Here is a 22,507-nt window from a genome sequence, read left to right as displayed (position 1 = left end):
TGTAGGAGCGAGCTTGCTCGCGAAGATCGTCAACGATAACGCGGGAGGCCGTCACCCAATGGCGCTCTCGGGTTTTTCGCGAGCAAGCTCGCTCCTACAGGAGAGCGTCGTGTTGCTCAGAAGAGCTTCAGCGGTTCTTCGTTGAGCGCCGACAGTTGCTCGCGCAACGCCAGTACCTGATCGCCCCAATACCGCTCGCTGCCAAACCACGGAAAGCTATGGGGAAACGCCGGGTCGTCCCAGCGTCGCGCCAGCCAGGCGCTGTAGTGCATCAGGCGCAGGGCGCGCAGTGGTTCGATCAGCGCCAGTTCGCGGGGGTCGAAGTCGTGGAATTCCTGGTAGCCGTCCATCAGCTCCGAGAGCTGGCCGAGGCATTCCTGGCGGTCGCCAGCCAGCATCATCCACAGGTCTTGCACCGCCGGGCCCATGCGGCAGTCATCCAGGTCGACGATATGGAACATCTCGTCGCGGCACATCATGTTGCCGGGGTGGCAGTCACCGTGCATGCGGATGTTCTTGTGCGGGGTGGCCTTGTAAACCTCTTCCACACGCTTGAGCAGGTCGCGGGCTACGGACTCGTAGGCCGGCAACAGGCTTTTGGGAATGAAGTTGCCTTCAAGCAGGGTGGTGAGGGAGTCATGGCCGAAATTCTTCACCCCCAGGGCTTCGCGGTGTTCGAACGGGCGGGTGGAGCCTACGGCGTGCAAACGCCCGAGCAGTTGCCCGAGCCGGTAAAGCTGATCGAGGTTGCCCGGCTCCGGCGCACGGCCGCCACGGCGGGGGAACAGGGTGAAGCGGAAACCTGCGTGTTCGAACAGGCTCTCGCCGTTGTGGATCAATGGGGCGACCACCGGTACATCGCACTCGGCCAGTTCGAAGGTAAAGCGGTGTTCTTCCAGGATCGCCTCGTTGCTCCAGCGCTGGGGGCGATAGAACTTGGCAATCAGCGGTTCGGCGTCTTCGATGCCCACCTGGTACACGCGATTTTCGTAGCTGTTGAGGGTTAGAACCCGCGCGTCGCTGAGGAAACCGATGCTTTCGACGGCGTCGAGCACCAGGTCTGGGGTGAGTGTTTCAAACGGGTGGGCCATGCGAACTCCTGCGCGCAGCAGGGCGCCGCGTCCGGCCGGGTATGGTAACAGCATAGATAGCCGGTGGCTGTGCGGACGCCTTCGCAGGCAAGCCAGCTCCCACACTGGCATGTATTTACACATCGAGATGTGGGAGCTGGCTTGCCTGCGATAGCGGCCTATCAGGCGCCTACGATCCCGCCGTCGTCCCGCCGAATCGCCATCACCGACGACCGCGGCTTGCCATTGGGCAGGTGTTCCGGCCAGGTCGAGCCACCGGTTTCCCCTGGGTGTTGAATACCCACGAACAGCGTCTTCTGGTCCGGCGAAAAGCTGATCCCCGTCACTTCACACGCCACTGGCCCCACCATGAAACGACGGATCTCACCGGTGCTCGGGTCGGCACACAGCATCTGGTTATTGCCCATGCCCGCAAAGTCGCCGGCGTTGCTGTAGTCGCCGTCGGTGAGGATCCACAGGCGCCCAGCTTTGTCGAAGCCCAGGCCGTCGGGGCTGTTGAACATGTTTTGCGGGTTGATGTTGGACGAGCCGCCCTTGGGGTTGCCGGCATGTACGCCGGGGTTGCCGGCCACCACGAACAGGTCCCAGGTGAAGTCCGTGGCACCGTGGTTATCGGCGTCGGCTTTCCAGCGCAGGATCTGGCCGTAGACGTTTTTCTCCCGTGGGTTGGGGCCGCCCACCGGCTGGCCCTCTTCGCCGCGCTTGGCGTTGTTGGTCAGGGTGCAATAGACCTGGCCGTCGGTAGGGCTGACCACTATCCACTCCGGGCGGTCCATGCGTGTGGCTTTCACCAGGCTGGCGGCCAGGCGCGCGTGAATCAGCACCTCGGCCTGGTTGGCGAACCCGCTGCTGGCGTCGATGCCGTTTTTGCCATGGGTGAGTTCAACCCACTGGCCTTTGCCCTTGGGGTGGTCGGTGTTGCCGTCGCCCGCGTCGAAGATCGCCACGTACAAAGTGCCGTGGTCGAGCAGGTCTTTATTGGCCTTCGGGTTGTTATGGTTGATCTGATCGCGGCTGACGAACTTGTAGATGAATTCACCGCGTTCATCGTCGCCCATGTACACCACGGCGCGGCCGTCACGGGTTTCGGCGAGGGCCGCGTTTTCGTGTTTGAAGCGGCCCAGGGCCGTGCGCTTGACCGGGGTGGACTGCGGATCGAACGGGTCGATTTCCACCACCCAGCCATGGCGATTGAGTTCGTTGGGGTTCTTGGCCATATCAAAGCGCGGGTCGTGCGGATGCCAGTTGATGTCCTTGCTGGCGGCCACCACGCCGTAGCGCTTCTGCCCGGCATCGAAGGTTTGCTGCGGGTTGCTGCTGCCAAAGCAATCGGTGAAGTTTTCTTCGCAGGTCAGGTAAGTGCCCCACGGGGTCTTACCGTTGGCGCAGTTCTGGAACGTGCCGAGAACTTTTTTGCCGCTCTTGTCGGCGCCGGTTTTCAGCCATTCATGGCCTGCGGCAGGGCCGCTCAAGCGGATCGGTGAGTTGCCGTGGATGCGCCGGTTGTAGCGCGAATCCTGGACGAACTGCCAGGTGTCACCCTGGCGCCGTACTTCGATCACCGACACGCCTTCGCTGGCCAGGGCCTTGCGCACGTCTTCGGCCGATTGTGGCGCGCCGCCGTGGGCGTAGAGGTAGCGATAGTTGGTGTATTCGTTGTTGATCGCCATCAGTGCGCGGTTGTCGTCGCCGGGGAATGGAAACAGGCTCATGCCGTCGTTGTTGTCGCCGAACTGTTGTTCCTGGGCCTTGGCGGTGCCATGGCCGGACGGGTCGAAAGCCGGGGCGTGCTTGTGCAGGGGCTGGCCCCAACTGATCAGCACCGAAGCGCTGTAGCCCGGTGGCAGCGTGATAGTGTCGCTGGTGGCGGCGGCGATACTGGTGAACCCCAGCAGCGGGCTGGCCGAAGCAGCATTCACGGCCAGGGCGCTACGGCTCAGCAGGTTACCGCCGAGGAACATCGCGGCGCCGCACAAGGCGCCTGCGCCGATAAAGCGACGGCGGGTCAGGCCCACCATCTGTTCAAGGTCGGTGGCTTGGTTTTCTTCTAATAGGCTCATCACAGGCTCCTTAAGGTTTTTGCAGACACCTTAAGCAGCGCTTGTGACCGAATTGTTGCAGCTTGAAGACGCGGGCCCGTTACACCGGGGTGCCGAGTAATACATGGCTGGGTGCAAACTGCACGCGGATCGGCTGGCCCTGCGCTGCGTCGATGGCCTTGAGTGCGACGGGCTGCGCCAGCGCGCACAACACTTGGCCGTTGGGCAGGGTGATACGCACCTCACTGGGGCCATCTTCGGCGGCGAGAATGGTCTCTATCACACCGCTCATGCAATTGTGTCCAAGTGTTTCGGTTTGCTCCTCCGCCAATAATTCAAGCCATCCAGCCTTGATCAGCGCGACCACTTCCACGCCGGTCTGCAGTTCCAGGCGCAGGGTGCTGTCGTGGGTAATCTGTGCATCGAGGTGCAGGCCGCCAGCCAATTGCAGGCGGATCATGTCGTTGTGGCCATGGCTCTCTATGGCGCTGACCTGGCCGTGCAATTGGTTGCGCGCGCTGGTGCGCAGCATCAAGCGGCCCAGCAGGTTGAAGTCGCTGGCCGCTTCGTCCGAGCCAAGGATCTCGGCCTGTAGCAGTTGCAGGCGCTGATAAAGGCGCAGCACCCGTTCACCTTCTTGCGTCAGTTTGGCGCCACCACCGCCCTTGCCGCCGACGTTGCGTTGCACCAGCGGTTTTTGCGCCAGGTTGTTCAGCTCATCAATGGCGTCCCAGGCGGCCTTGTAACTCAACCCGGCACTCTTGGCCGCACGGGTGATGGAACCCTGCTCGGCGATGTGCCCCAGCAAGGCAATGCGCTGGGGGCGGCGGATGATGTGTTGGCTGAGAGGGCTGGGCACAGACATGGCAGATACGCTTGGGTGAGAAGCGCCGACGTTGCCGCGCTGACGCAGGGGAGTCAAGTCAGTTGCCGGGTTTGGGCGTACGGGCCAGGCAATACACGTCCACCTGGCGGGCGCCGGCATTTATCAACAAGCGCGCCAGGCTGTGGGCTGTGGCACCGGTGGTGAGGACGTCGTCTACCAGCGCCAGATGTTGCCCGGCAACCTGGATGCCGGGGGCCAGGGCGAAGGCGTTGAGCAGGTTGCGTTTGCGGGTCTTGGCATCGAGGTCTTGCTGCGCCACGGTTTCATGGGGGCGCAGCAGCGCATGTTCATCAAAGGGAATGTCGAGGGCGTGACTGAGCCAGCGGGCCAGCATCAGCGCTTGATTAAAGCCACGTTCGCGCAGACGTTTGCGCGCCATGGGCACCGGCAGCAGGCAGTCGGGGCGCTCCAGTTCGGCGTTATCGAAGCGATGCTGCAAGTGCTGCCCCAGCAGGCGCGCCAACAGGTGCCCCAGCGGCCAACGCGCCTGATGCTTGAAGCGGCTGATCAGGGTGTCCACGGGAAAACTGTAGGTCCACGGCGCCACTACCTGGTGAAAGGCCGGAGGCTGTTTTTGGCACTGGCCGCAGATCAGCCCATCCATGGGCAAGGGCAGCGCGCAGCGCTCGCATTGTTCCATCAGCCATGGCAATTGCGTTTCGCAGGCGCTGCACACGGCCTCGGCTGATTCGGTGCACTCATCGCAAATCAAACAGGGTTGTATGCTTTTTAACCAGATGTAAACCTGGTGTTTGTGCTTGGGTTGACAGTGCATGGATCTTCCTTAAATATGCCGAGCATCCGTGTCGTGCCTGTGGGTATTGCCCTTCCCACAGCGCTTGCCAAAGCATAATCAAGGAATCGCCCATGAGCGCCAGCACCTCTGCCACCCTGCGTCACGATTGGTCTTTAGCTGAAGTCAAAGCCCTGTTCGTGCAGCCCTTCAACGACCTGTTGTTCCAGGCGCAGACCGTGCACCGCGCGCATTTCGATGCTAACCGCGTGCAGGTGTCGACCCTGCTGTCGATCAAGACCGGCGCCTGCCCGGAAGATTGCAAATATTGTCCGCAGTCGGGCCACTACAACACTGGCCTGGAAAAAGAGAAGCTGATGGAGGTGCAAAAAGTCCTCGAAGAGGCCGCGCGCGCCAAGGCCATCGGTTCGACGCGTTTCTGCATGGGCGCGGCGTGGAAGCATCCATCGGCCAAAGACATGCCCTACGTGCTGGAAATGGTCAAAGGCGTGAAGGCCATGGGCCTGGAAACCTGCATGACCCTCGGTCGCCTCGACCAGGACCAGACCGAAGCCCTGGCCCAGGCTGGCCTGGACTACTACAACCACAACCTCGATACATCGCCGGAGTTCTACGGCTCGATCATCACCACCCGCACCTACAGCGAGCGTCTGCAAACCCTGGCGTATGTGCGTGATTCCGGGATGAAAATCTGCTCGGGCGGCATCCTCGGCATGGGCGAATCTCTCGATGACCGCGCCAACTTGCTGATCCAACTGGCCAACCTGCCGGAGCATCCGGAATCGGTGCCGATCAACATGCTGGTGAAGGTAGCGGGTACGCCGTTGGAAAACGCCGATGACATCGACCCCTTCGATTTCATCCGCATGCTGGCGGTGGCGCGCATCCTGATGCCGCAGTCCCACGTACGCCTGTCGGCCGGCCGCGAAGCCATGAACGAGCAGATGCAGGCCCTGGCGTTTTTTGCCGGCGCCAACTCGATCTTCTACGGCGACAAACTGCTGACCACCGCCAACCCCCAGGCTGACAAGGACATGCAACTGTTCGCACGCCTGGGCATCCTGCCCGAAGCCCGTGAAGAGCATGCCGACGAAGTGCACCAGGCGGCGATCGAGCAGGCGTTGGTGGAGCAAAAGAGCAGCGAGCAGTTCTACAACGCTGTGGTGTAACCACCTTTGGAATGCATTCCAGCTCCTCCATTGGACCCAGTTGAAACTGTTAAATCGAGGCCAGCATGTCTTTCGATCTCGCCGCGCGCCTCGCTGCCCGCCGTGCCGACCATCTTTACCGCCAGCGCCCCTTGCTGCAGAGCCCCCAAGGCCCGCAGGTGGTGGTAGACGGGCAACCGTTGTTGGCCTTCTGCAATAACGATTACCTGGGCCTTGCCAATCACCCGCAAGTGATCGAAGCCTGGCGCGCCGGTGCGTCCCGTTGGGGCGTTGGGGGCGGGGCTTCGCATTTGGTGGTGGGCCACGCCACGCCGCACCATGAGCTGGAAGAAGCCCTGGCTGACTTGACCGGTCGCCCGCGTGCCTTGCTGTTCACCACCGGCTACATGGCCAACCTCGGCGCGGTCACGGCGCTGGTGGGGCAGGGCGATACGGTATTGGAAGACCGGCTTAACCACGCGTCCTTGCTGGATGCTGGTTTGCTGTCCGGTGCGCGTTTCAACCGCTACCTGCATAACGACGCGGGCAGCCTGGCCAAGCGCCTGGAGAAAGCCACCGGCAATACCTTGGTGGTTACCGACGGTGTGTTCAGCATGGACGGCGACCTCGCCGATCTGCCGGCGCTGGCCCGTGAAACCCGAGCCAAAGGTGCCTGGCTGATGGTGGATGACGCCCATGGCTTCGGCCCGCTTGGTGCCAACGGCGGCGGTATCGTCGAGCATTTCGGCTTGAGCCAGGAGGACGTGGCCGTGCTGGTTGGCACCCTGGGCAAAGCGTTCGGCACCGCCGGGGCTTTTGTGGCCGGCAGTGACGACTTGATCGAGAGCCTGGTCCAATTCGCCCGCCCGTATATCTACACCACCAGCCAACCACCGGCCCTGGCCTGCGCCACCCTCAAAAGCCTGGAACTGCTGCGCAGCGAACAGTGGCGACGCGAGCACCTCAACGCGTTGATCCGCCAGTTCCGCCATGGCGCCGAGCAGATAGGCCTGGCGTTGATGGACAGCTTTACGCCGATCCAGCCGATCCTGATTGGCGACAGCGCCCGAGCACTGCGCCTATCGCAGATGCTGCGCGAGCGCGGCCTGATGGTGACCGCCATTCGCCCACCGACCGTGCCTGCCGGTAGTGCTCGATTACGGGTGACATTGACGGCGGCCCACAGCGAAGCGCAGGTGCAGCTACTGTTAGAAGGGTTGCAAGCGTGTTTTCGCTTGTTAGGCGATTCGGAGCCCGGCCATGCGTAATCGACTGATATTGCTACCGGGCTGGGGCCTGGGTGTGTCACCGCTGGAGCCGTTGGCCGCTGCGCTGCACGGCTTGAACGAGCACTTGCAGGTACAGATCGAACCCTTGCCGGCGCTTGAGGCCAGCGAGCTCGGTGAATGGCTCGACGAACTCGATGCGACGCTGCCGGACAACGCCTGGCTCGGGGGCTGGTCGCTGGGCGGCATGCTCGCGTCCGAGTTGGCGGCGCGCCGTGGCGAGCGGTGCTGTGGCTTGCTGACCCTGGCGAGCAACCCGTGTTTCGTCGCCCATGACGGCTGGCCCCATGGGATGCCTACGGAAACCTTCGACGCATTTCTGGCCGGCTGCCATGCCGATTCCCAGGTCACGCTCAAGCGCTTTGGGCTGTTGTGCGCCAAGGGTGCCGAAGACCCGCGCGGCTTGTCGCGGTTGTTGGTCAGCGGTGCGCCGAATACCTCCCCCAGCGTGTTGATGCCCGGCCTGGAGCTGTTGGCCCAACTGGATACGCGGGCGGCCTTGCAGGCCTTTCGTGGGCCGCAGTTGCACCTGTTTGCCGGCCTGGATGGGCTGGTGCCTGCCGAAGCCGCCAGTGACCTGCTGGCCTTGCTCCCCGATGTAGAAATCGGCCTGATTGAACAGGCCGGTCACGCGTTTCTTCTGGAAGACCCTCACGGAGTTGCCGGGGCCATCCAGGCTTTTTTGTATGAGTGTGTTGATGACTGACCTATCCCACCCGCCCTTGCCTGGGGGCTTGCCGGACAAGCGCCAGGTCGCGGCCTCGTTCTCCCGTGCGGCGGCCAGTTACGACAGCGTGGCCGAGTTGCAGCGTGCGGTCGGGCATACACTGCTCAGCCGCTTGCCGCACGGCCTGGTGCCCCAGCGTTGGCTGGACATGGGCTGCGGCACGGGTTACTTCAGTCGCGTACTGGGCGAGCGTTTGCCCGGTAGCCAAGGTGTGGCGTTGGATATTGCCGAGGGCATGCTCAACCACGCGCGTCCACTGGGTGGCGCTGCGCACTTTATAGTCGGTGATGCAGAACGCTTGCCGCTTGCAGCTGACAGCTTCGAGCTGCTGTTCTCCAGCCTCGCGGTGCAGTGGTGTGCCCATTTTGATGCGGTGCTCAGCGAAGCCCAGCGTGTGCTGCGACCAGGTGGCGTGCTGGCCTTTGCCAGCCTGTGCGTAGGCACCCTGGATGAGTTGCGCGAAAGTTGGCGGGCGGCGGACGGCCTGGTCCACGTCAATCGCTTCCGCACCTTCGAGGCTTATCAGCAACTGTGTGCGGCCAGTGGTTTGCGCGTGATCAGCCTGGAGCGACAGCCCCATGTGTTGCATTACCCGGATGTGCGCAGCCTGACCCATGAGCTCAAAGCACTGGGCGCCCATAACCTCAACCCAGGCCGCCCGGGAGGGTTGACGGGCCGTGCGCGGATTGTCGCGCTGGTAGAGGCCTACGAGCAGTTCCGCCAGGCCCAGGGCCTGCCCGCCACGTACCAAGTGGTGTATGCCGTACTGGAGAAACCGTTATGAGCGCCGCGTACTTCATCACCGGTACAGACACCGATGTTGGCAAGACCACCATCGCCGCCGGCCTGTTGCATGCCGCCAGGCTCGCTGGCAAAAGCACGGCCGCCGGAAAGCCGGTGGCGTCTGGCTGCCAACTGACGGCCAAGGGCCTGCGCAATGCCGATGCGTTGGCGTTGCTGGCCGAGTGTTCCGTACCGCTCAGTTATGCCGAGGTCAACCCGGTGGCCTTCGAGCCGGCTATCGCGCCGCATCTGGCGGCGCGCGAGGCGGGCGTCGGGCTTACGGTGCAATCGCTGCTCAAGCCGATGCAGCAGATCCTGGCACGGGGCGCGGACTTCACCTTGATCGAAGGGGCGGGCGGTTGGCGCGTGCCCTTGGCCGACCAGGCCAATCTGTCGGACCTGGCCATGGCGCTCAAGCTGCCGGTGATCCTGGTGGTGGGCGTGCGCCTGGGGTGCATCAGCCACGCGTTGCTCACCGCCGAAGCCATCGCACGGGATGGCTTGCCGCTGGCGGGTTGGGTGGCCAACATCATCGACCCCAAGACCTCCCGTCTGGAAGAAAACCTCGCCACCCTGGCTGAGCGTTTGCCAGCGCCTTGCCTGGGGCGAGTGCCGAAACTCAAGCACGCCGGGGCTGCCGCGGTGGCCGAGTACCTGGAGCTGGACCTGCTTGACTGATTTTGGCTATCGCTAAGGCAATATGCCATTAGTGTTTTTGACGGGCCTTTTGCCAGGATGTCTGCTTCAATCCGGTTTCACGATTTTCTCAAAGGCAGGCTTACGCCATGGACATCTCTGGAAGCAGCGCGTTTTATTCGGGGCTGAGCACCATTCAGACCGGGCAGAACCGCGTCGACCAGGCGGCCGGCAAGATTGCCAGCGCCGCGACCACTCAGCCATCGGCCGCGCAAAGCGACCGTCTGCAAGCCAACGACCGCGCCCAAGCGTCCAACTCGGCGAGCAACATGGTGGAAATGGCCCAGGGCAAGTTTCAAGTTGAACTGGGGGCGAAAGTCGCCAAGGCTTCGGATGAAATGCTCGGTACCTTGATCGATACCTACGCCTGATCCCGTCCCACCCTGTAGGAGCGAGCTTGCTCGCGAAAAACGCCAACGACAACGCGTACCGCCTGGACTAGCACGGTGTGCTGATGTCCTTCGCGAGCAAGCTCGCTCCTACAAAAAGCTTCATCTTTCCTGAAAATTCTGTGTGGCATCCCGCCGCAGGCCTCGCCGTGCCTGACGCTGACCTGTGTCAAGACAAACGGCATCTGGCCGACGCTTGACAACCCTGGGTCGTAAACGTATGTTTCAAACACCTGTTTGACCGCCATAACAAATCCACGCGGTTGTTCATCCCAGCTACATCAGCAGAGGTTTATCGCTATGCCTGACTACAAGGCCCCCTTGCGTGATATTCGCTTCGTTCGTGACGAACTGCTCGGTTATGAAGCGCACTATCAGAGCCTGCCGGCTTGCCAGGACGCTACCCCGGACATGGTCGACGCCATCCTCGAAGAAGGCGCCAAGTTCTGTGAGCAAGTACTGGCACCGTTGAACCGCGTGGGCGACATCGAAGGGTGTACCTGGAGTGAGTCAGGCGTTAAGACCCCAGCGGGCTTCAAAGAAGCCTACAAACAATTCGTCGAAGGCGGCTGGCCAAGCCTGGCCCACGACGTGGAGCACGGTGGCCAAGGCCTGCCGGAATCCCTGGGCCTGGCTGTGAGCGAAATGGTCGGCGAAGCCAACTGGTCGTGGGGCATGTACCCTGGCCTGTCCCATGGCGCGATGAACACCATTTCCGAGCACGGCACCCCCGAGCAGCAAGACGCTTACCTGACCAAGCTGGTGTCGGGCGAATGGACCGGCACCATGTGCCTGACCGAGCCACACTGCGGCACCGACCTGGGCATGCTGCGCACCAAGGCCGAGCCTCAGGCTGACGGTTCCTACAAAGTCTCCGGCACCAAGATCTTCATCTCGGCCGGCGAACACGACATGGCCGACAACATCGTCCACATCGTACTGGCCCGCCTGCCGGATGCACCGGCTGGCACCAAAGGCATCTCGCTGTTTATCGTGCCCAAGTTCCTGCCCAATGCCGATGGCTCGGTGGGCGAGCGCAACGCGGTGACCTGTGGGTCCCTGGAACACAAGATGGGCATCCACGGCAACGCCACCTGCGTGATGAACTTCGACGCGGCCACCGGTTTCCTGATCGGCCCGGCGAACAAAGGCCTGAACTGCATGTTCACCTTTATGAACACCGCTCGCCTGGGCACCGCGCTGCAAGGCCTGGCTCACGCCGAGATCGGCTTCCAGGGCGGCTTGAAATATGCGCGTGACCGCCTGCAAATGCGCTCCCTGACCGGCCCGAAAGCACCGGACAAAGCCGCTGACCCGATCATCGTGCACCCTGACGTACGCCGCATGCTGCTGACCATGAAAGCCTTCGCCGAAGGTAACCGTGCGATGGTGTACTTCACCGCCAAGCAAGTGGACATCGTCAAGTACGGCACCGACGACGAAGCCAAGAAGCAGGCCGATGCCCTGTTGGCCTTCATGACCCCGATCGCCAAGGCGTTCATGACCGAAGTTGGTTTTGAATCGGCCAACCACGGCGTGCAGATCTACGGTGGCCACGGCTTTATCGCTGAGTGGGGCATGGAGCAGAACGTTCGCGACAGCCGCATTTCGATGCTGTACGAAGGCACCACCGGCATTCAGGCGCTGGACCTGCTCGGCCGTAAAGTGCTGATGACCCAAGGCGAAGCGCTCAAGGGCTTCACCAAGATCGTGCACAAGTTCTGCCAAGCCAACGAAGGCAACGAAGCGGTCAAAGAGTTCGTTGCACCGCTGGCGGCACTGAACAAAGAGTGGGGCGAGTTGACCATGAAGGTCGGCATGGCCGCGATGAAAGACCGTGAAGAAGTCGGCGCCGCTTCGGTGGACTACCTGATGTACTCCGGTTACGCGTGCCTGGCTTACTTCTGGGCCGACATGGCACGCCTGGCCGCCGAGAAACTGGCCGCTGGCACCAGCGAAGAGGCGTTCTACACCGCCAAGTTGCAGACTGCGCGTTTCTACTTCCAGCGAATCCTGCCGCGTACCCGCACCCACGTGGCAACTATGCTGTCGGGCGCCAACAACCTGATGGACATGAAAGAAGAGGACTTCGGCCTGGCTTACTAAGCCTTACCGGGCTCTTTAAAAAACCGCCGCCTCCTTCGGGACGCGGCGGTTTTTTTTGCACTTGTGTAGGAGCGAGCTTGCTCGCGAAGGTCGCTAACGATAATGCGGGCGGCCTGATTAAACGCGGTGCCGGTGAAATTTTCGCGAGCGAGCTCGCTCCTACAGGGGGGCGAGTTTAAAAAACCGCAGTAAGGCACTCAGGGATTGCAGCCCGCTGCCGTTACAGTGATGGCAATGTGATACATGCCCGGTCGGTTGTGCTTAACTGACCGCTTAGAGGCACAGTGCCATTATTTGTTTGCGGGTCGGAGTTTTACCCTTGTCACGCGTGTCCGCTGTACGTTTCAGCCATTTCCTACCTTCGCTGCTGCTGTTGCTGGCCGGGCTTTCGGCTGCGTACGTCAAGGACCTCAGCGTCTTCTTCACCTCGCTGTTCAACGTGCTGCCCACCCTGGTCCTGCTGCTCGGCGGTGCCTACTGCGCGGTGTATCGACGCCAGCGTGAACTGTTCTTGATGGTCACGGTGTACGTCGCCTATTTCCTGCTGGATACCCAGACCGACTTCTATCGTGACAACGGCCGCGTGCGTGAAGACGCTGCGGTGGTGTTCCACCTGTGCTGCCTGCTGTTGCCCTTGCTGTTCAGCATCTATGCGCTGTGGCAGGAAAAGACCCATCTGTTCCGTGACTTCGTCGCCCGCTGCGCGGTGCTGCTGGCGGTGGGCAGTGTGGCGCTGGCCCTGGAGCAAAGTTTTCCCCAGGCCTTGCTGGGCTGGTTGGCGGAGATCCGTTGGCCGATGCTGCATGGCGCCTGGATGAGCCTGATCCAACTTTCCTATCCGATGTTCCTGATCGGCTTTCTCACCCTGGCCGCCCAATACTGGTACCAGCCGCGCCCGCTGCACGCCGCACAACTGGTGGGGTTGCTGGGGATGTTCTGGATGTTGCCGCAAACCTTCATCTTGCCGTTCACCCTCAACATCATGTGCAGCCAGGTGATGTTGATGATCGCTGCAGGCGTGGCGCACGAGGCGTATCAAATGGCGTTCCGTGATGAACTCACCGGCTTGCCGGGGCGACGTGCCCTCAACGAGCGCATGCAGCGGCTAGGTCGCAACTATGTGCTGGCGATGAGCGACGTCGATCACTTCAAGCGTTTCAATGACACCCACGGCCACGATGTGGGCGACCAGGTGCTGCGCCTGGTGGCGAGCAAGCTGTCCAAGGTCAATGGCGGCGGGCGGGCCTATCGTTATGGCGGTGAAGAGTTTGCTGTGGTGTTTGCCGGCAAGACCCTGGATGAGTGCATGCCGCACCTGGAGGAGATCCGCGAGATCATCGCCAGCTACGACATCAAGTTGCGCAACCCGGACCGCCCCCAGGACGACCATCAAGGCCGCCAACGCCGTGCGGGCAGCGGTGCATCCAGTGTGTCGGTGACGGTAAGCATCGGCGTGGCCGAGCGCCAGGCCGAGCAGCGCAGCCCCGACGAGGTGCTCAAGTCCGCCGACCAGGCGTTGTACGCCGCCAAGGGCGCGGGGCGTAATTGTGTGGTCGCGGCCGGGCAAACCCGCCGTGGCGCAGTGCGCATGCAAAGCGCTGCCGGTTGAGTAATGGCGCTGTATTCAGCAGCGCTACAGTGATTGTCCACGGCCATGGCCGGCAGTAGGTTAACCCTATCTGCTGCCGGAGACATTGCCATGCCTGAGTACAAAGCTCCCCTGCGCGACATGCGCTTTCTGATCGACACCGTATTCGATTTCCACGGCCACTACGCGGCCCTGGGCGCCACGGATGCCAGCCCGGACATGGTCAGTGCGATCCTCGAAGAAGGCGCCAAATTCTGCGAAAACGTACTCGCGCCGCTCAATCGCAGCGGCGATGAAGAGGGCTGCCATTTCGATAATGGTGTGGTGACCACCCCCAAAGGCTTCAAGCAAGCCTTCGCCCAGTATGTGGAAGGCGGCTGGCATGGCGTGGCGGCAGACCCGGCCTACGGTGGCCAGGGCCTGCCCCATTCCCTGGGCCTGGTGCTGAGCGAGATGATCGGCTCCAGCAACACCTCCTGGGGCATGTACCCGGGCCTGACCCACGGCGCGATGTCGGCGATCCACGCCCACGGCACCGACGAACAGAAAGCCACTTACCTGAGCAAACTCACCGCCGGCGAATGGACCGGCACCATGTGCCTGACCGAAGCCCACTGCGGCACCGACCTGGGCTTGATCAAGACCCGCGCCGTGCCGCAGGCAGACGGCAGTTATGCGGTCACCGGCAGCAAGATCTTCATCTCGGCCGGCGAGCACGACATGAGCGCCAATATCATCCACTTGGTGCTGGCCAAACTGCCGGACGCGCCGGCGGGCACCAAGGGCATCTCATTGTTTATCGTGCCCAAGTTTCATGCCGACTCCGGCGAGCGCAATGCGGTGCACTGCGGCTCCATCGAACACAAGATGGGCATCAAGGCTTCGGCCACCTGCGTGCTGAACTTCGATGGCGCCAAGGGCTTTTTGATTGGCGAGGCGAACAAGGGCCTCAACTGCATGTTCACCATGATGAACCACGCGCGCCTGGGCACCGGCATGCAGGGCCTGTGCAACGGCGAGGCGAGCTTCCAGGGCGCGATCAAGTATGCCAACGACCGCCTGCAAATGCGCTCGTTGACCGGCGCCAAGGCCCCGGAAAAAGCCGCCGACCCGATCATCGTGCACGCCGACGTACGCCGCATGTTGCTGACCATGAAAGCCTTCAACGAAGGCAACCGCGCCTTGACCTACTTCACCGCGCAACTGCTCGATACCGCGCATCTGGGCAGCGACGCCGGCCAACGCCAGGAAGCCGAGGACCTGTTGGCATTCCTCACCCCGATCTGCAAAGCCTTCATGACCGAAACCGGCCTGGAGGTGACCAACCACGGCATGCAGGTATTCGGTGGCCATGGCTATATTCGTGAGTGGGGCATGGAGCAACTGGCCCGTGACGCACGGATTGCCCCGATCTATGAAGGCACCAACGGCATCCAGGCTCTGGACCTGCTCGGACGCAAGGTGCTGGGCAGCCAGGGCAAGTTGCTGCGTGGGTTTACCAAAATTGTGCATAAGTTCTGCGCGGCCAATGCCGAGCATGCGCAGCTCAAGGCCCATGTGGCGCAACTCAATGAGCTGAACCAGCAATGGGGCGAACTGACCCTGAAGGTCGGCACGGCGGCGATGAAAAACCCTGATGAAGTGGGCGCAGCGGCGATGGATTACCTGATGTACAGCGGTTACATCATCCTTGCCTACTTGTGGTTGCGCATGGCGATCGCGGCGCACGCCCAGGATGACGAAGGGTTTGCCCAGGCGAAGCTTGCGACCTGCGACTTTTATTTCAAGCGCCTGTTGCCGCGTACGGCCATGCACCGTGCTGCGGTGGAGGCAGGGAGCGAATGCCTGATGAGTCTCCCAGCCGACGCTTTCTCCTTGTAGGAGCGAGCTTGCTCGCGAAGAACTTCAACGATTCGCGCACGCCTGGTTTAGCGGGGTGTTCTTGAGTTTTTCGCGAGCAAGCTCGCTCCTACAGTGTGACTTATAAATACTTAATGGTCACGAACGGACCCTATGTGTCTGAAAAGTTGTTCGGGTACACTCGGCGTCTGTAAAACCGATCCTATCGAATCACTTTTCACGTTCTCACGAGGTTTGCCATGGCTGATTACAAAGCGCCGTTGCGTGATATGCGCTTCGTCCTCAACGAAGTTTTTGAGGTCGCTAATACTTGGGCCCAGTTACCGGCATTGGCAGACAGCGTTGACGCCGAAACCGTCGAGGCGATCCTGGAAGAGGCCGGCAAGGTCACCGCCAAGTCCATCGCCCCGCTTAGCCGCGGCGGCGATGAGCAGGGTTGCCACTGGGCAGACGGCGCCGTCACGACCCCCGACGGTTTCCCCCAAGCCTATAGCACCTACGCCGAAGGCGGTTGGGTAGGCGTGGGCGGCGACCCGACCTACGGCGGCATGGGCATGCCCAAGGCCGTGTCGGCGCAGGTTGAAGAGATGATCAACTCGTCGAGCCTGGCTTTCGGCCTGTACCCGATGTTGACCTCCGGCGCCTGTGTATCGATCAACACCCACGCCAGTGAAGCACTCAAGGCCACCTACCTGCCGAAGATGTATTCCGGTGAGTGGGCCGGTTCCATGTGCCTGACGGAGGCCCATGCCGGTACCGACCTGGGGATGATCCGCACCAAGGCCGAGCCTCAGCCGGACGGTTCCTACAAGGTCAGCGGCACCAAGATCTTCATCACCGGTGGCGAGCACGACCTGACCGACAACATCATCCACTTGGTGCTGGCCAAACTGCCGGACGCACCGGCCGGGCCCAAAGGCATCTCGCTGTTCCTGGTACCGAAGTTTTTGGTGAATGCCGATGGCAGCCTGGGCGCGCGTAACCCGGTGAACTGCGGCTCCATTGAACACAAGATGGGCATCCAGGCCTCCGCCACCTGTGTGATGAACTTTGACGAAGCGGTGGGTTACCTGGTCGGTGAGCCCAACCGTGGCTTGGCGGCGATGTTCACCATGATGAACTATGAGCGTTTGGGCGTCGGTATCCAGGGCTTGGCTTCTGGCGAGCGGTCCTATCAGAACGCGATTGAATATGCCCGCGACCGCCTGCAGAGCCGCTCCCCGCTAGGCGCGCAGGCCAAGGACAAGCCGGCAGACCCGATCATCGTGCATCCGGATGTGCGTCGCATGTTGCTGACCATGAAGGCTGCGAACGAAGGCGGCCGGGCGTTCTCCACCTACGTGGCGACGCAGTTGGACATCGCCAAGTTCAGCGACGATGCGCAGGCCCGCGAGCGTGCCGATAACCTGGTGGCGTTGTTGACCCCAGTGGCCAAGGCGTTCCTTACTGACCTGGGCCTGGAAACCACCGTGCTCGGCCAGCAGGTGTTTGGCGGTCACGGTTACATCCGCGAGTGGGGCCAGGAGCAGTTGGTGCGTGACGTGCGCATCACCCAGATCTACGAAGGCACCAACGGCATTCAGGCCCTGGACCTGATGGGCCGCAAGATCGTCGGCAGCGGCGGTGCGTTTTATACCTTGTTCGCCGATGAGATCCGCCAGTTCATCGCCGCATCGGGCCCTGAGTTGGCCGAATTCACTAAGCCGCTAAGTGCGGCTGTGGATAACCTGGATGAGCTGACGGCCTGGGTGCTGGACCGCGCCAAGAGCAACGCCAATGAAATCGGCGCGGCCTCGGTGGAATACCTGCATGCGTTCGGCTACATGGCCTATGCCTATATGTGGGCGCGCATGGCCAAGGCGGCGTTGGGCAAAGAGGGTGAGGAGGATTTCTACGCCAGCAAACTGGGAACTGCACGGTTCTACTTTGCCCGCCTGTTGCCGCGTATCCACTCATTGAGTGCGTCGGTAAAAGCCGGTAGCGAATCCCTGTTCCTGATGGATGAAGCCCTGTTTTAAGGGCGGGGAGGGCGTGTAAGCATTCTCTTACATGACGTGCTGCTAATCGTCCTCTATCGCCACATTGGATCCACGGCTAATCTACTTCACATGGACGTCGCGCAGGAAGCGCAAAGCAACAACACGGACACGTAGGATTCTGCCAGGACGGCGGAGTGAAATGGATGTCAGGGAAACAGTCTGCAAAGCCCCGCTTCGGCGGGGTTTTCTTTTGCCCGCGAAAAAGTCAGGCGCTTGCCGGCGGGGCATTCATCACGTCTTCCAGCAGGGTGCGCAGCAACGCCACCGTCGCCTGCTGGCGTTGCACATCGCGGCATACCAACCCGACTTTCAGCGGCACCCTGGGCTCGCTCAAGGGTTTCCACAGCAGCGCCTTGCTGTTGTGTTCGTCTTGGGAGCGCCCAGGCAGCACCGTTGCCAAGCGGGTGTGAGGCAGGCTGTCGAGAATGCCCACCATGGTATTGAGCTCCGCCTGCACTTGTGGACGCCGCCCGAGGTTGGACAGTTGGCCTTGCCAGATCTGCCGAACCTGAAACTCTTCCCCCAGCAGCAACATCGGTAACTCGGCGGCTTGTTTGAGCGAGACTTTCTTGAACTCGCGCAACGGATGGTCTTCGGGAATCACCACCTTCAATTCGTCTTCATACAGCAACACGCCGTGCAGGCCCGGTTGACGGGGTGGAAGGTAGCTGATGCCAATATCGAGTGAGCCATTGAGCAACCGCCGCTCAATCTCAAGCCCGGTCAGCTCGTAAATCTGCACCACCAGATGGGGCTGGGCCTTGCGCACGCGCTCAAGCATCCGCGGCACCAGGCTGGTGTGCACGGTTTGCAGCACGCCGATGGCCAGGGTGCGCATGGCCTGGCCCTTGAAGTTGCGCAGCGCCTCGACGGCTTGCTGCATGCCATCAATCAGCGGCAATGCATGGTTGTATAGGGTGTGGGCCGCCAGGGTCGGCAACAGGCGCTTGCTGCTGCGTTCGAACAGGCTGACGTCGAGGTTCTGCTCCAGTTGGCGAATCTGTTGCGACAGCGCTGGCTGGGAGATCGACAGACGCTCCGCGGCACGGCCTACGTGGCCTTCCTCATACACCGCGACGAAATAACGCAGTTGCTTGAAATCCATAAGGTTTGCTTATCGAAAAAGCTGGAAAATCGAAATGGCCGCTGGCCCCCGAGGCGCCTAGTCTAGCGCCTATTCGCAGGGCTTACAGGGCCGGATCGGACAATGAACAGCGTTTTTGTTGATAGCGTTTACATAGGCAAGGCAAAAAATCTCAAGGCCTCATTGGCAGGCGGCATCGACCAAGGTCAGGTTGCCAACGGAGGTGAAGTGTGAACTTGTTCCGTCGCTCTGCGCCGAGTCTGGATGACCTGGTTGTGCATGCCCCGCGTGCAGAGGTGTCCAGCCAGTGCCTGATGCCCACTGTGGCGCGCCCGCCCCAAGTATTTGTGCAGGGGCAGGGCTCCTGGCTTTCGGACGCTGACGACCGCGCCTATCTGGATTTCAGTCAAGGCGGCGGCGCCAACAGCCTGGGCCACAGTCCCCAGGCCGTGCGCGACGCCATTGCCGAACAGATGCACACCGTGATCAACCCTGGCCTGGGCTTGCACAACCGCGCGCAACTGGACCTCGTCGACCGTCTGTGCCACCACACCGGCAGCGATCAGGCCTACTTGCTCAACACGGGTGCCGAAGCCTGTGAAGCGGCGATCAAGCTGGCACGCAAGTGGGGCCAACGGCATCGCGGTGGCGCTTACCACATCATCACCGTGAGCAATGGCTGTCATGGCCGGAGCTTAGGGGCGATGTCGGCGTCGGCTGTGGCCTGCGAAAACCGTTTCGAACCGCAGTTGCCAGGTTTCAGCCACGTGCCGTTTAACGATCTGCCCGCCCTGCACGCAGCGGTCGATGCGCAGACCGTCGCTATCATGCTGGAGCCGATACAAAGCGGCGGCGGTGTCATCCCCGCGACCGAACATTACCTCAAGGGCGTCGAACGCCTGTGTCGTGAGCTGGGGATCCTGCTGATCTTCGACGAAGTGCAAACCGGCGTGGGCCGTTGCGGCAGCTTGCTGGCCGAACAGCAATACGGCGTGCGCGCCGACATCATTGCCGTGGGCAAAGGCCTGGGCGGCGGCGTGCCCCTGGCGGCGCTGCTGGCGCGTGGCACTGCCTGTTGCTTCGAACCGGGCGAGTTGGACGGTACGCATCATGGCAATGCGCTGATGGCATCTGCGGGTATCGCAGTACTCGACACCCTATTGGCGAACGGCTTTCTCGAGCACCTACGCGAATCCGGTTTGTACCTCGCAGAAGGCCTTGCCCGGCTGGCCTACCGTTACGGCCATGGACCCTTGCGCGGCAACGGGCTGCTTTGGGGCCTGACACTGTCGGACGATTGCGCCGCAGCAGTGGTCAAGGCCGCGCTGCACGAAGGCCTGATTCTCACCGCCTCACAACCTGGCTGCCTGCGCTTTACCCCTGCGCTGAACATCAGCAAAACCCACATCGACGAAATGCTGCTGCGGCTTGCCCGCGCCTTTTCTCGGGTGCGTACCGCTCAAGTGCAATGCCGCAAGGGCATCGCCGTTTGACCCCAGTTTCCTGAACCGTCTCGCGGCATACGCGGCGCCTCCAGCCTGATTCTTTTGGCTGGGGGCGTTTTTTTGTCTGGGTAATTTCTGGTGTGAAAAGATGGCTGGAGATTCTGGCCTGAGATGGCCCAATGCCAGAATCCACTGAACCCTCACGAACCGCCAAGGTCGATTAGCTACACGGCTCACACGAGCCGATTTTCTGGAGCTGACCCATGGACATCATTCGTATCATCATCGCCATTCTGCTGCCGCCATTGGGTGTGTTCCTGCAAGTAGGTTTCGGCGGTGCCTTCTGGCTGAATATCCTGCTGACCCTGTGCGGTTACTTCCCCGGCATCATCCACGCGGTGTACATCATCGCCAAGCGTTGAGGGCCTCAGCCTTTTGCAATGAGCCTTGAGTTGCGCTCATTGCGAAAGGCCAGTTGCTCGATGGTCTGGGTGGCCTGTTCGGCCTCTTCCCGCGCCTGAAGGATGATGCCGTGCTGCTCGGATTTGCTGCATACCGGGTCGGCATTGCTGGCGTCACCGGTAAGCATGAAGGCCTGGCAACGGCAGCCGCCGAAGTCCTTTTCTTTTTCGTCGCATGAACGGCACGGTTCGGGCATCCAGTCGTAGCCACGAAAGCGATTGAAGCCAAACGAGTCGTACCAGATGTGCTGCATGCTGTGGTCGCGCACATTGGGAAACTGCACGGGCATTTGCCTCGCGCCGTGACAGGGCAGTGCGGTGCCGTCGGGTGTGACTGTCAGGAAGATGCTGCCCCAGCCATTCATGCAGGCTTTGGGGCGCTCCTCGTAATAATCCGGTGTCACGAAGATCAGCTTGCACGGGTGGCCTTCGGCTTCCAGCTTGGCGCGGTATTCATTGGTGATGCGTTCGGCGCGCACCAGCTGCTCGCGGGTGGGCAGCAAGCCCACGCGATTGAGCTGCGCCCAACCGTAGAACTGGCAGGTGGCGAGCTCGACGAAATCCGCTTCCAGCGCAATGCACAGTTCGATGATGCGGTCGATCTTGTCGATATTGTGCCGATGGGTGACGAAGTTCAACACCATCGGGTAGCCGTGGGCTTTCACCGCTCGGGCCATTTCGAGTTTTTGCGCGAAGGCTTTTTTCGAGCCGGCCAGCAGGTTGTTCACCTGCTCGTCACTGGCCTGGAAGCTGATCTGGATATGGTCCAGGCCGGCTTTCTTGAAGTCGCTGATTTTTTGCTCGGTGAGGCCAATGCCAGAGGTGATCAGGTTGGTGTAGAAACCCAGCTTGCGCGCTTCGCCGATCAGTTCGGCCAGGTCCTGGCGCACCAGCGGCTCACCGCCGGAAAACCCCAGCTGCGCCGCGCCCATTTCACGGGCTTCGCGAAAAACCTTGATCCATTGTTCGGTGCTCAACTCCTTGCCCTGCTCGGCGAAATCCAGCGGGTTGGAGCAATACGGGCACTGCAACGGGCAGCGATAGGTGAGCTCGGCCAGCAGCCACAGCGGCAGGCCGATGGCGGGCTTCTCAGGCAAGGGTGATCCAGTGCTCAGCACGGGCGACCTCCATGAATTGCTCGATGTCGTCACCCAGCTCCGGTACGCCGGGGAACTGCTTGTCCAGCTCGGCAATGATGGCCGCCACGTCGCGCTCGCCGTCGATCAGGCCGCCGATCAATGCGGCGCTGTCGTTGAGCTTGATCATGCCTTCGGGGTAGAGCAGAACATGGCCTTTCTGTGCAGGCTCGTACTGGTAGCGATAGCCCTGGCGCCAGGTCGGTTTTTTGCTGCGATCAAAGCTCATAGGGTGATCCCTTTATGCCATACCCGCTGCTCGGTCACGCTGTGATAGGGCGGGCGTTTGAGTTCGTAGGCCATGCTCATGGCGTCCAGCATGCTCCACAGGATGTCCAGTTTGAACTGGAGAATTTCCAGCATGCGCTCCTGGCCCTCGCGGGTGGTGTAGTGCTGCAGGGTGATCGCCAAGCCGTGTTCCACATCGCGCCGGGCCTGGCCCAGGCGTGTGCGGAAGTACTCGTAACCGGCCGGGTCGATCCACGGGTAATGCTGGGGCCAGCTGTCGAGGCGCGACTGGTGGATTTGCGGCGCGAACAGCTCGGTCAGCGAGCTGCTGGCGGCCTCTTGCCAGCTGGCGCGGCGGGCGAAGTTGACATAGGCGTCCACGGCGAAGCGCACGCCGGGCAGCACTAACTCTTGGGAACGCAGTTGGTCGGGGTCCAGGCCCACAGCCTGGCCCAGGCGCAGCCAGGCTTCGATACCGCCGTCTTCACCGGGCGCGCCGTCGTGGTCGAGCAGGCGCTGGATCCATTCGCGACGGATTTCACGGTCTGGGCAGTTGGCCAGGATCGCCGCGTCTTTCAGCGGGATATTCACCTGATAGTAGAAGCGATTGGCGACCCAGCCCTGGATCTGCTCACGGCTGGCGCGGCCTTCGTACATCGCCACATGGTAGGGGTGATGGATATGGTAGAAGGCGCCTTTGGCGCGCAGGGCCGCTTCGAACTCAGCCTTGCTCAACGGTGTGTCGGTCATTTCGATCACTC

Annotated in this window: 20 protein-coding genes; 12 read left to right on the top strand and 8 right to left on the bottom strand. The window is 61.7% G+C overall.

Features of this window, described 5'->3' with window-relative positions:
• Nucleotides 1-116: 116 nt before the first annotated feature.
• The 4 genes from HU731_RS13225 to HU731_RS13210 form a co-directional block, all read right to left on the bottom strand.
• Nucleotides 117-1,091 (bottom strand): SrkA family protein kinase, encoded by a 975-nt coding sequence (locus tag HU731_RS13225; protein WP_186607767.1) that lies wholly within the window; start codon nucleotides 1,089-1,091, stop codon nucleotides 117-119.
• A gap of 161 nt (nucleotides 1,092-1,252) precedes the next feature.
• Nucleotides 1,253-3,151 carry a PhoX family protein gene (locus tag HU731_RS13220; protein ID WP_186607768.1) on the bottom strand — a complete coding sequence of 633 codons (1,899 nt, stop codon included), beginning with the start codon at nucleotides 3,149-3,151 and terminating at the stop codon, nucleotides 1,253-1,255.
• A gap of 79 nt (nucleotides 3,152-3,230) precedes the next feature.
• Entirely contained in the window at nucleotides 3,231-3,995 is a 765-nt protein-coding gene (locus HU731_RS13215) for a molybdenum-dependent transcriptional regulator ModE (protein WP_186607769.1), read from the bottom strand.
• Between the two features lie 58 nt (nucleotides 3,996-4,053).
• A complete protein-coding gene (locus HU731_RS13210) occupies nucleotides 4,054-4,791 on the bottom strand; it encodes a ComFC family protein (protein WP_186607770.1) in 738 nt (245 codons plus the stop codon).
• A gap of 92 nt (nucleotides 4,792-4,883) precedes the next feature.
• On the opposite strand from HU731_RS13210, the gene bioB reads away from it, so the two are divergent.
• The 10 genes from bioB (at nucleotide 4,884) to HU731_RS13160 (ending at nucleotide 17,371) form a co-directional block, all read left to right on the top strand.
• Nucleotides 4,884-5,939, top strand: a complete 1,056-nt coding sequence (bioB, locus tag HU731_RS13205) for a biotin synthase BioB (RefSeq protein ID WP_014720209.1) — start codon at nucleotides 4,884-4,886, stop codon at nucleotides 5,937-5,939.
• 65 nt (nucleotides 5,940-6,004) lie between these two features.
• Nucleotides 6,005-7,186: an 8-amino-7-oxononanoate synthase gene (gene bioF / locus HU731_RS13200; protein ID WP_186607771.1), complete on the top strand. Its 1,182-nt coding sequence runs from the start codon at nucleotides 6,005-6,007 to the stop codon at nucleotides 7,184-7,186.
• Nucleotides 7,179-7,910: an alpha/beta fold hydrolase gene (locus HU731_RS13195; RefSeq protein WP_186607772.1), complete on the top strand. Its 732-nt coding sequence runs from the start codon at nucleotides 7,179-7,181 to the stop codon at nucleotides 7,908-7,910. The genes bioF and HU731_RS13195 overlap by 8 nt, the downstream gene beginning before the upstream one ends.
• Nucleotides 7,903-8,715 carry a malonyl-ACP O-methyltransferase BioC gene (bioC, locus tag HU731_RS13190; protein WP_186607773.1) on the top strand — a complete coding sequence of 271 codons (813 nt, stop codon included), beginning with the start codon at nucleotides 7,903-7,905 and terminating at the stop codon, nucleotides 8,713-8,715. The genes HU731_RS13195 and bioC overlap by 8 nt, the downstream gene beginning before the upstream one ends.
• Nucleotides 8,712-9,392 carry a dethiobiotin synthase gene (gene bioD / locus HU731_RS13185; RefSeq protein WP_047711931.1) on the top strand — a complete coding sequence of 227 codons (681 nt, stop codon included), beginning with the start codon at nucleotides 8,712-8,714 and terminating at the stop codon, nucleotides 9,390-9,392. Before bioC ends, bioD begins: the two co-directional genes overlap by 4 nt.
• Nucleotides 9,393-9,499: 107 nt before the next feature.
• Entirely contained in the window at nucleotides 9,500-9,781 is a 282-nt protein-coding gene (locus HU731_RS13180; protein WP_020302162.1) for a hypothetical protein, read from the top strand.
• Nucleotides 9,782-10,099: 318 nt separating this feature from the next.
• Nucleotides 10,100-11,905 (top strand): phenylacyl-CoA dehydrogenase, encoded by a 1,806-nt coding sequence (locus HU731_RS13175; protein ID WP_020302163.1) that lies wholly within the window; start codon nucleotides 10,100-10,102, stop codon nucleotides 11,903-11,905.
• Between the two features lie 319 nt (nucleotides 11,906-12,224).
• A complete protein-coding gene (locus HU731_RS13170) occupies nucleotides 12,225-13,514 on the top strand; it encodes a GGDEF domain-containing protein (protein WP_003194787.1) in 1,290 nt (429 codons plus the stop codon).
• A gap of 90 nt (nucleotides 13,515-13,604) precedes the next feature.
• Nucleotides 13,605-15,374, top strand: coding sequence for an acyl-CoA dehydrogenase C-terminal domain-containing protein (locus HU731_RS13165; protein WP_186607774.1), 1,770 nt, complete (start codon nucleotides 13,605-13,607; stop codon nucleotides 15,372-15,374).
• Nucleotides 15,375-15,592: 218 nt separating this feature from the next.
• Nucleotides 15,593-17,371 carry an acyl-CoA dehydrogenase C-terminal domain-containing protein gene (locus HU731_RS13160; protein ID WP_186607775.1) on the top strand — a complete coding sequence of 593 codons (1,779 nt, stop codon included), beginning with the start codon at nucleotides 15,593-15,595 and terminating at the stop codon, nucleotides 17,369-17,371.
• Nucleotides 17,372-17,597: 226 nt separating this feature from the next.
• On the opposite strand, the gene HU731_RS13155 is transcribed toward HU731_RS13160, so the two are convergent.
• Nucleotides 17,598-18,497 carry a LysR family transcriptional regulator gene (locus HU731_RS13155; protein ID WP_186607776.1) on the bottom strand — a complete coding sequence of 300 codons (900 nt, stop codon included), beginning with the start codon at nucleotides 18,495-18,497 and terminating at the stop codon, nucleotides 17,598-17,600.
• Between the two features lie 209 nt (nucleotides 18,498-18,706).
• On the opposite strand from HU731_RS13155, the gene HU731_RS13150 reads away from it, so the two are divergent.
• Both HU731_RS13150 and HU731_RS13145 read left to right on the top strand, forming a co-directional pair.
• Entirely contained in the window at nucleotides 18,707-19,969 is a 1,263-nt protein-coding gene (locus HU731_RS13150) for an aspartate aminotransferase family protein (protein ID WP_186607777.1), read from the top strand.
• Nucleotides 19,970-20,184: 215 nt separating this feature from the next.
• Nucleotides 20,185-20,343: a YqaE/Pmp3 family membrane protein gene (locus tag HU731_RS13145; RefSeq protein ID WP_003194776.1), complete on the top strand. Its 159-nt coding sequence runs from the start codon at nucleotides 20,185-20,187 to the stop codon at nucleotides 20,341-20,343.
• A 5-nt stretch (nucleotides 20,344-20,348) separates the two neighbouring features.
• Here HU731_RS13145 and pqqE read toward each other — a convergent pair whose 3' ends face one another.
• From pqqE to pqqC, 3 genes are read right to left on the bottom strand one after another with little or no spacing between them, the layout of a single operon-like run.
• The gene (pqqE, locus tag HU731_RS13140) at nucleotides 20,349-21,479 is read right to left on the bottom strand and encodes a pyrroloquinoline quinone biosynthesis protein PqqE (protein WP_019817403.1); all 1,131 of its coding nucleotides are present in this window, start codon (nucleotides 21,477-21,479) and stop codon (nucleotides 20,349-20,351) included.
• Nucleotides 21,472-21,747: a pyrroloquinoline quinone biosynthesis peptide chaperone PqqD gene (gene pqqD, locus HU731_RS13135; RefSeq protein WP_003194772.1), complete on the bottom strand. Its 276-nt coding sequence runs from the start codon at nucleotides 21,745-21,747 to the stop codon at nucleotides 21,472-21,474. Before pqqD ends, pqqE begins: the two co-directional genes overlap by 8 nt.
• Nucleotides 21,744-22,496 carry a pyrroloquinoline-quinone synthase PqqC gene (gene pqqC, locus HU731_RS13130; RefSeq protein ID WP_003194770.1) on the bottom strand — a complete coding sequence of 251 codons (753 nt, stop codon included), beginning with the start codon at nucleotides 22,494-22,496 and terminating at the stop codon, nucleotides 21,744-21,746. The genes pqqD and pqqC overlap by 4 nt, the downstream gene beginning before the upstream one ends.
• Nucleotides 22,497-22,507: the final 11 nt, after the last annotated feature.

This window comes from Pseudomonas salmasensis, from assembly GCF_014268375.2.
GTDB lineage: Bacteria > Pseudomonadota > Gammaproteobacteria > Pseudomonadales > Pseudomonadaceae > Aquipseudomonas > Aquipseudomonas salmasensis.
This window is presented reverse-complemented; position numbering and strand designations above follow the sequence as displayed.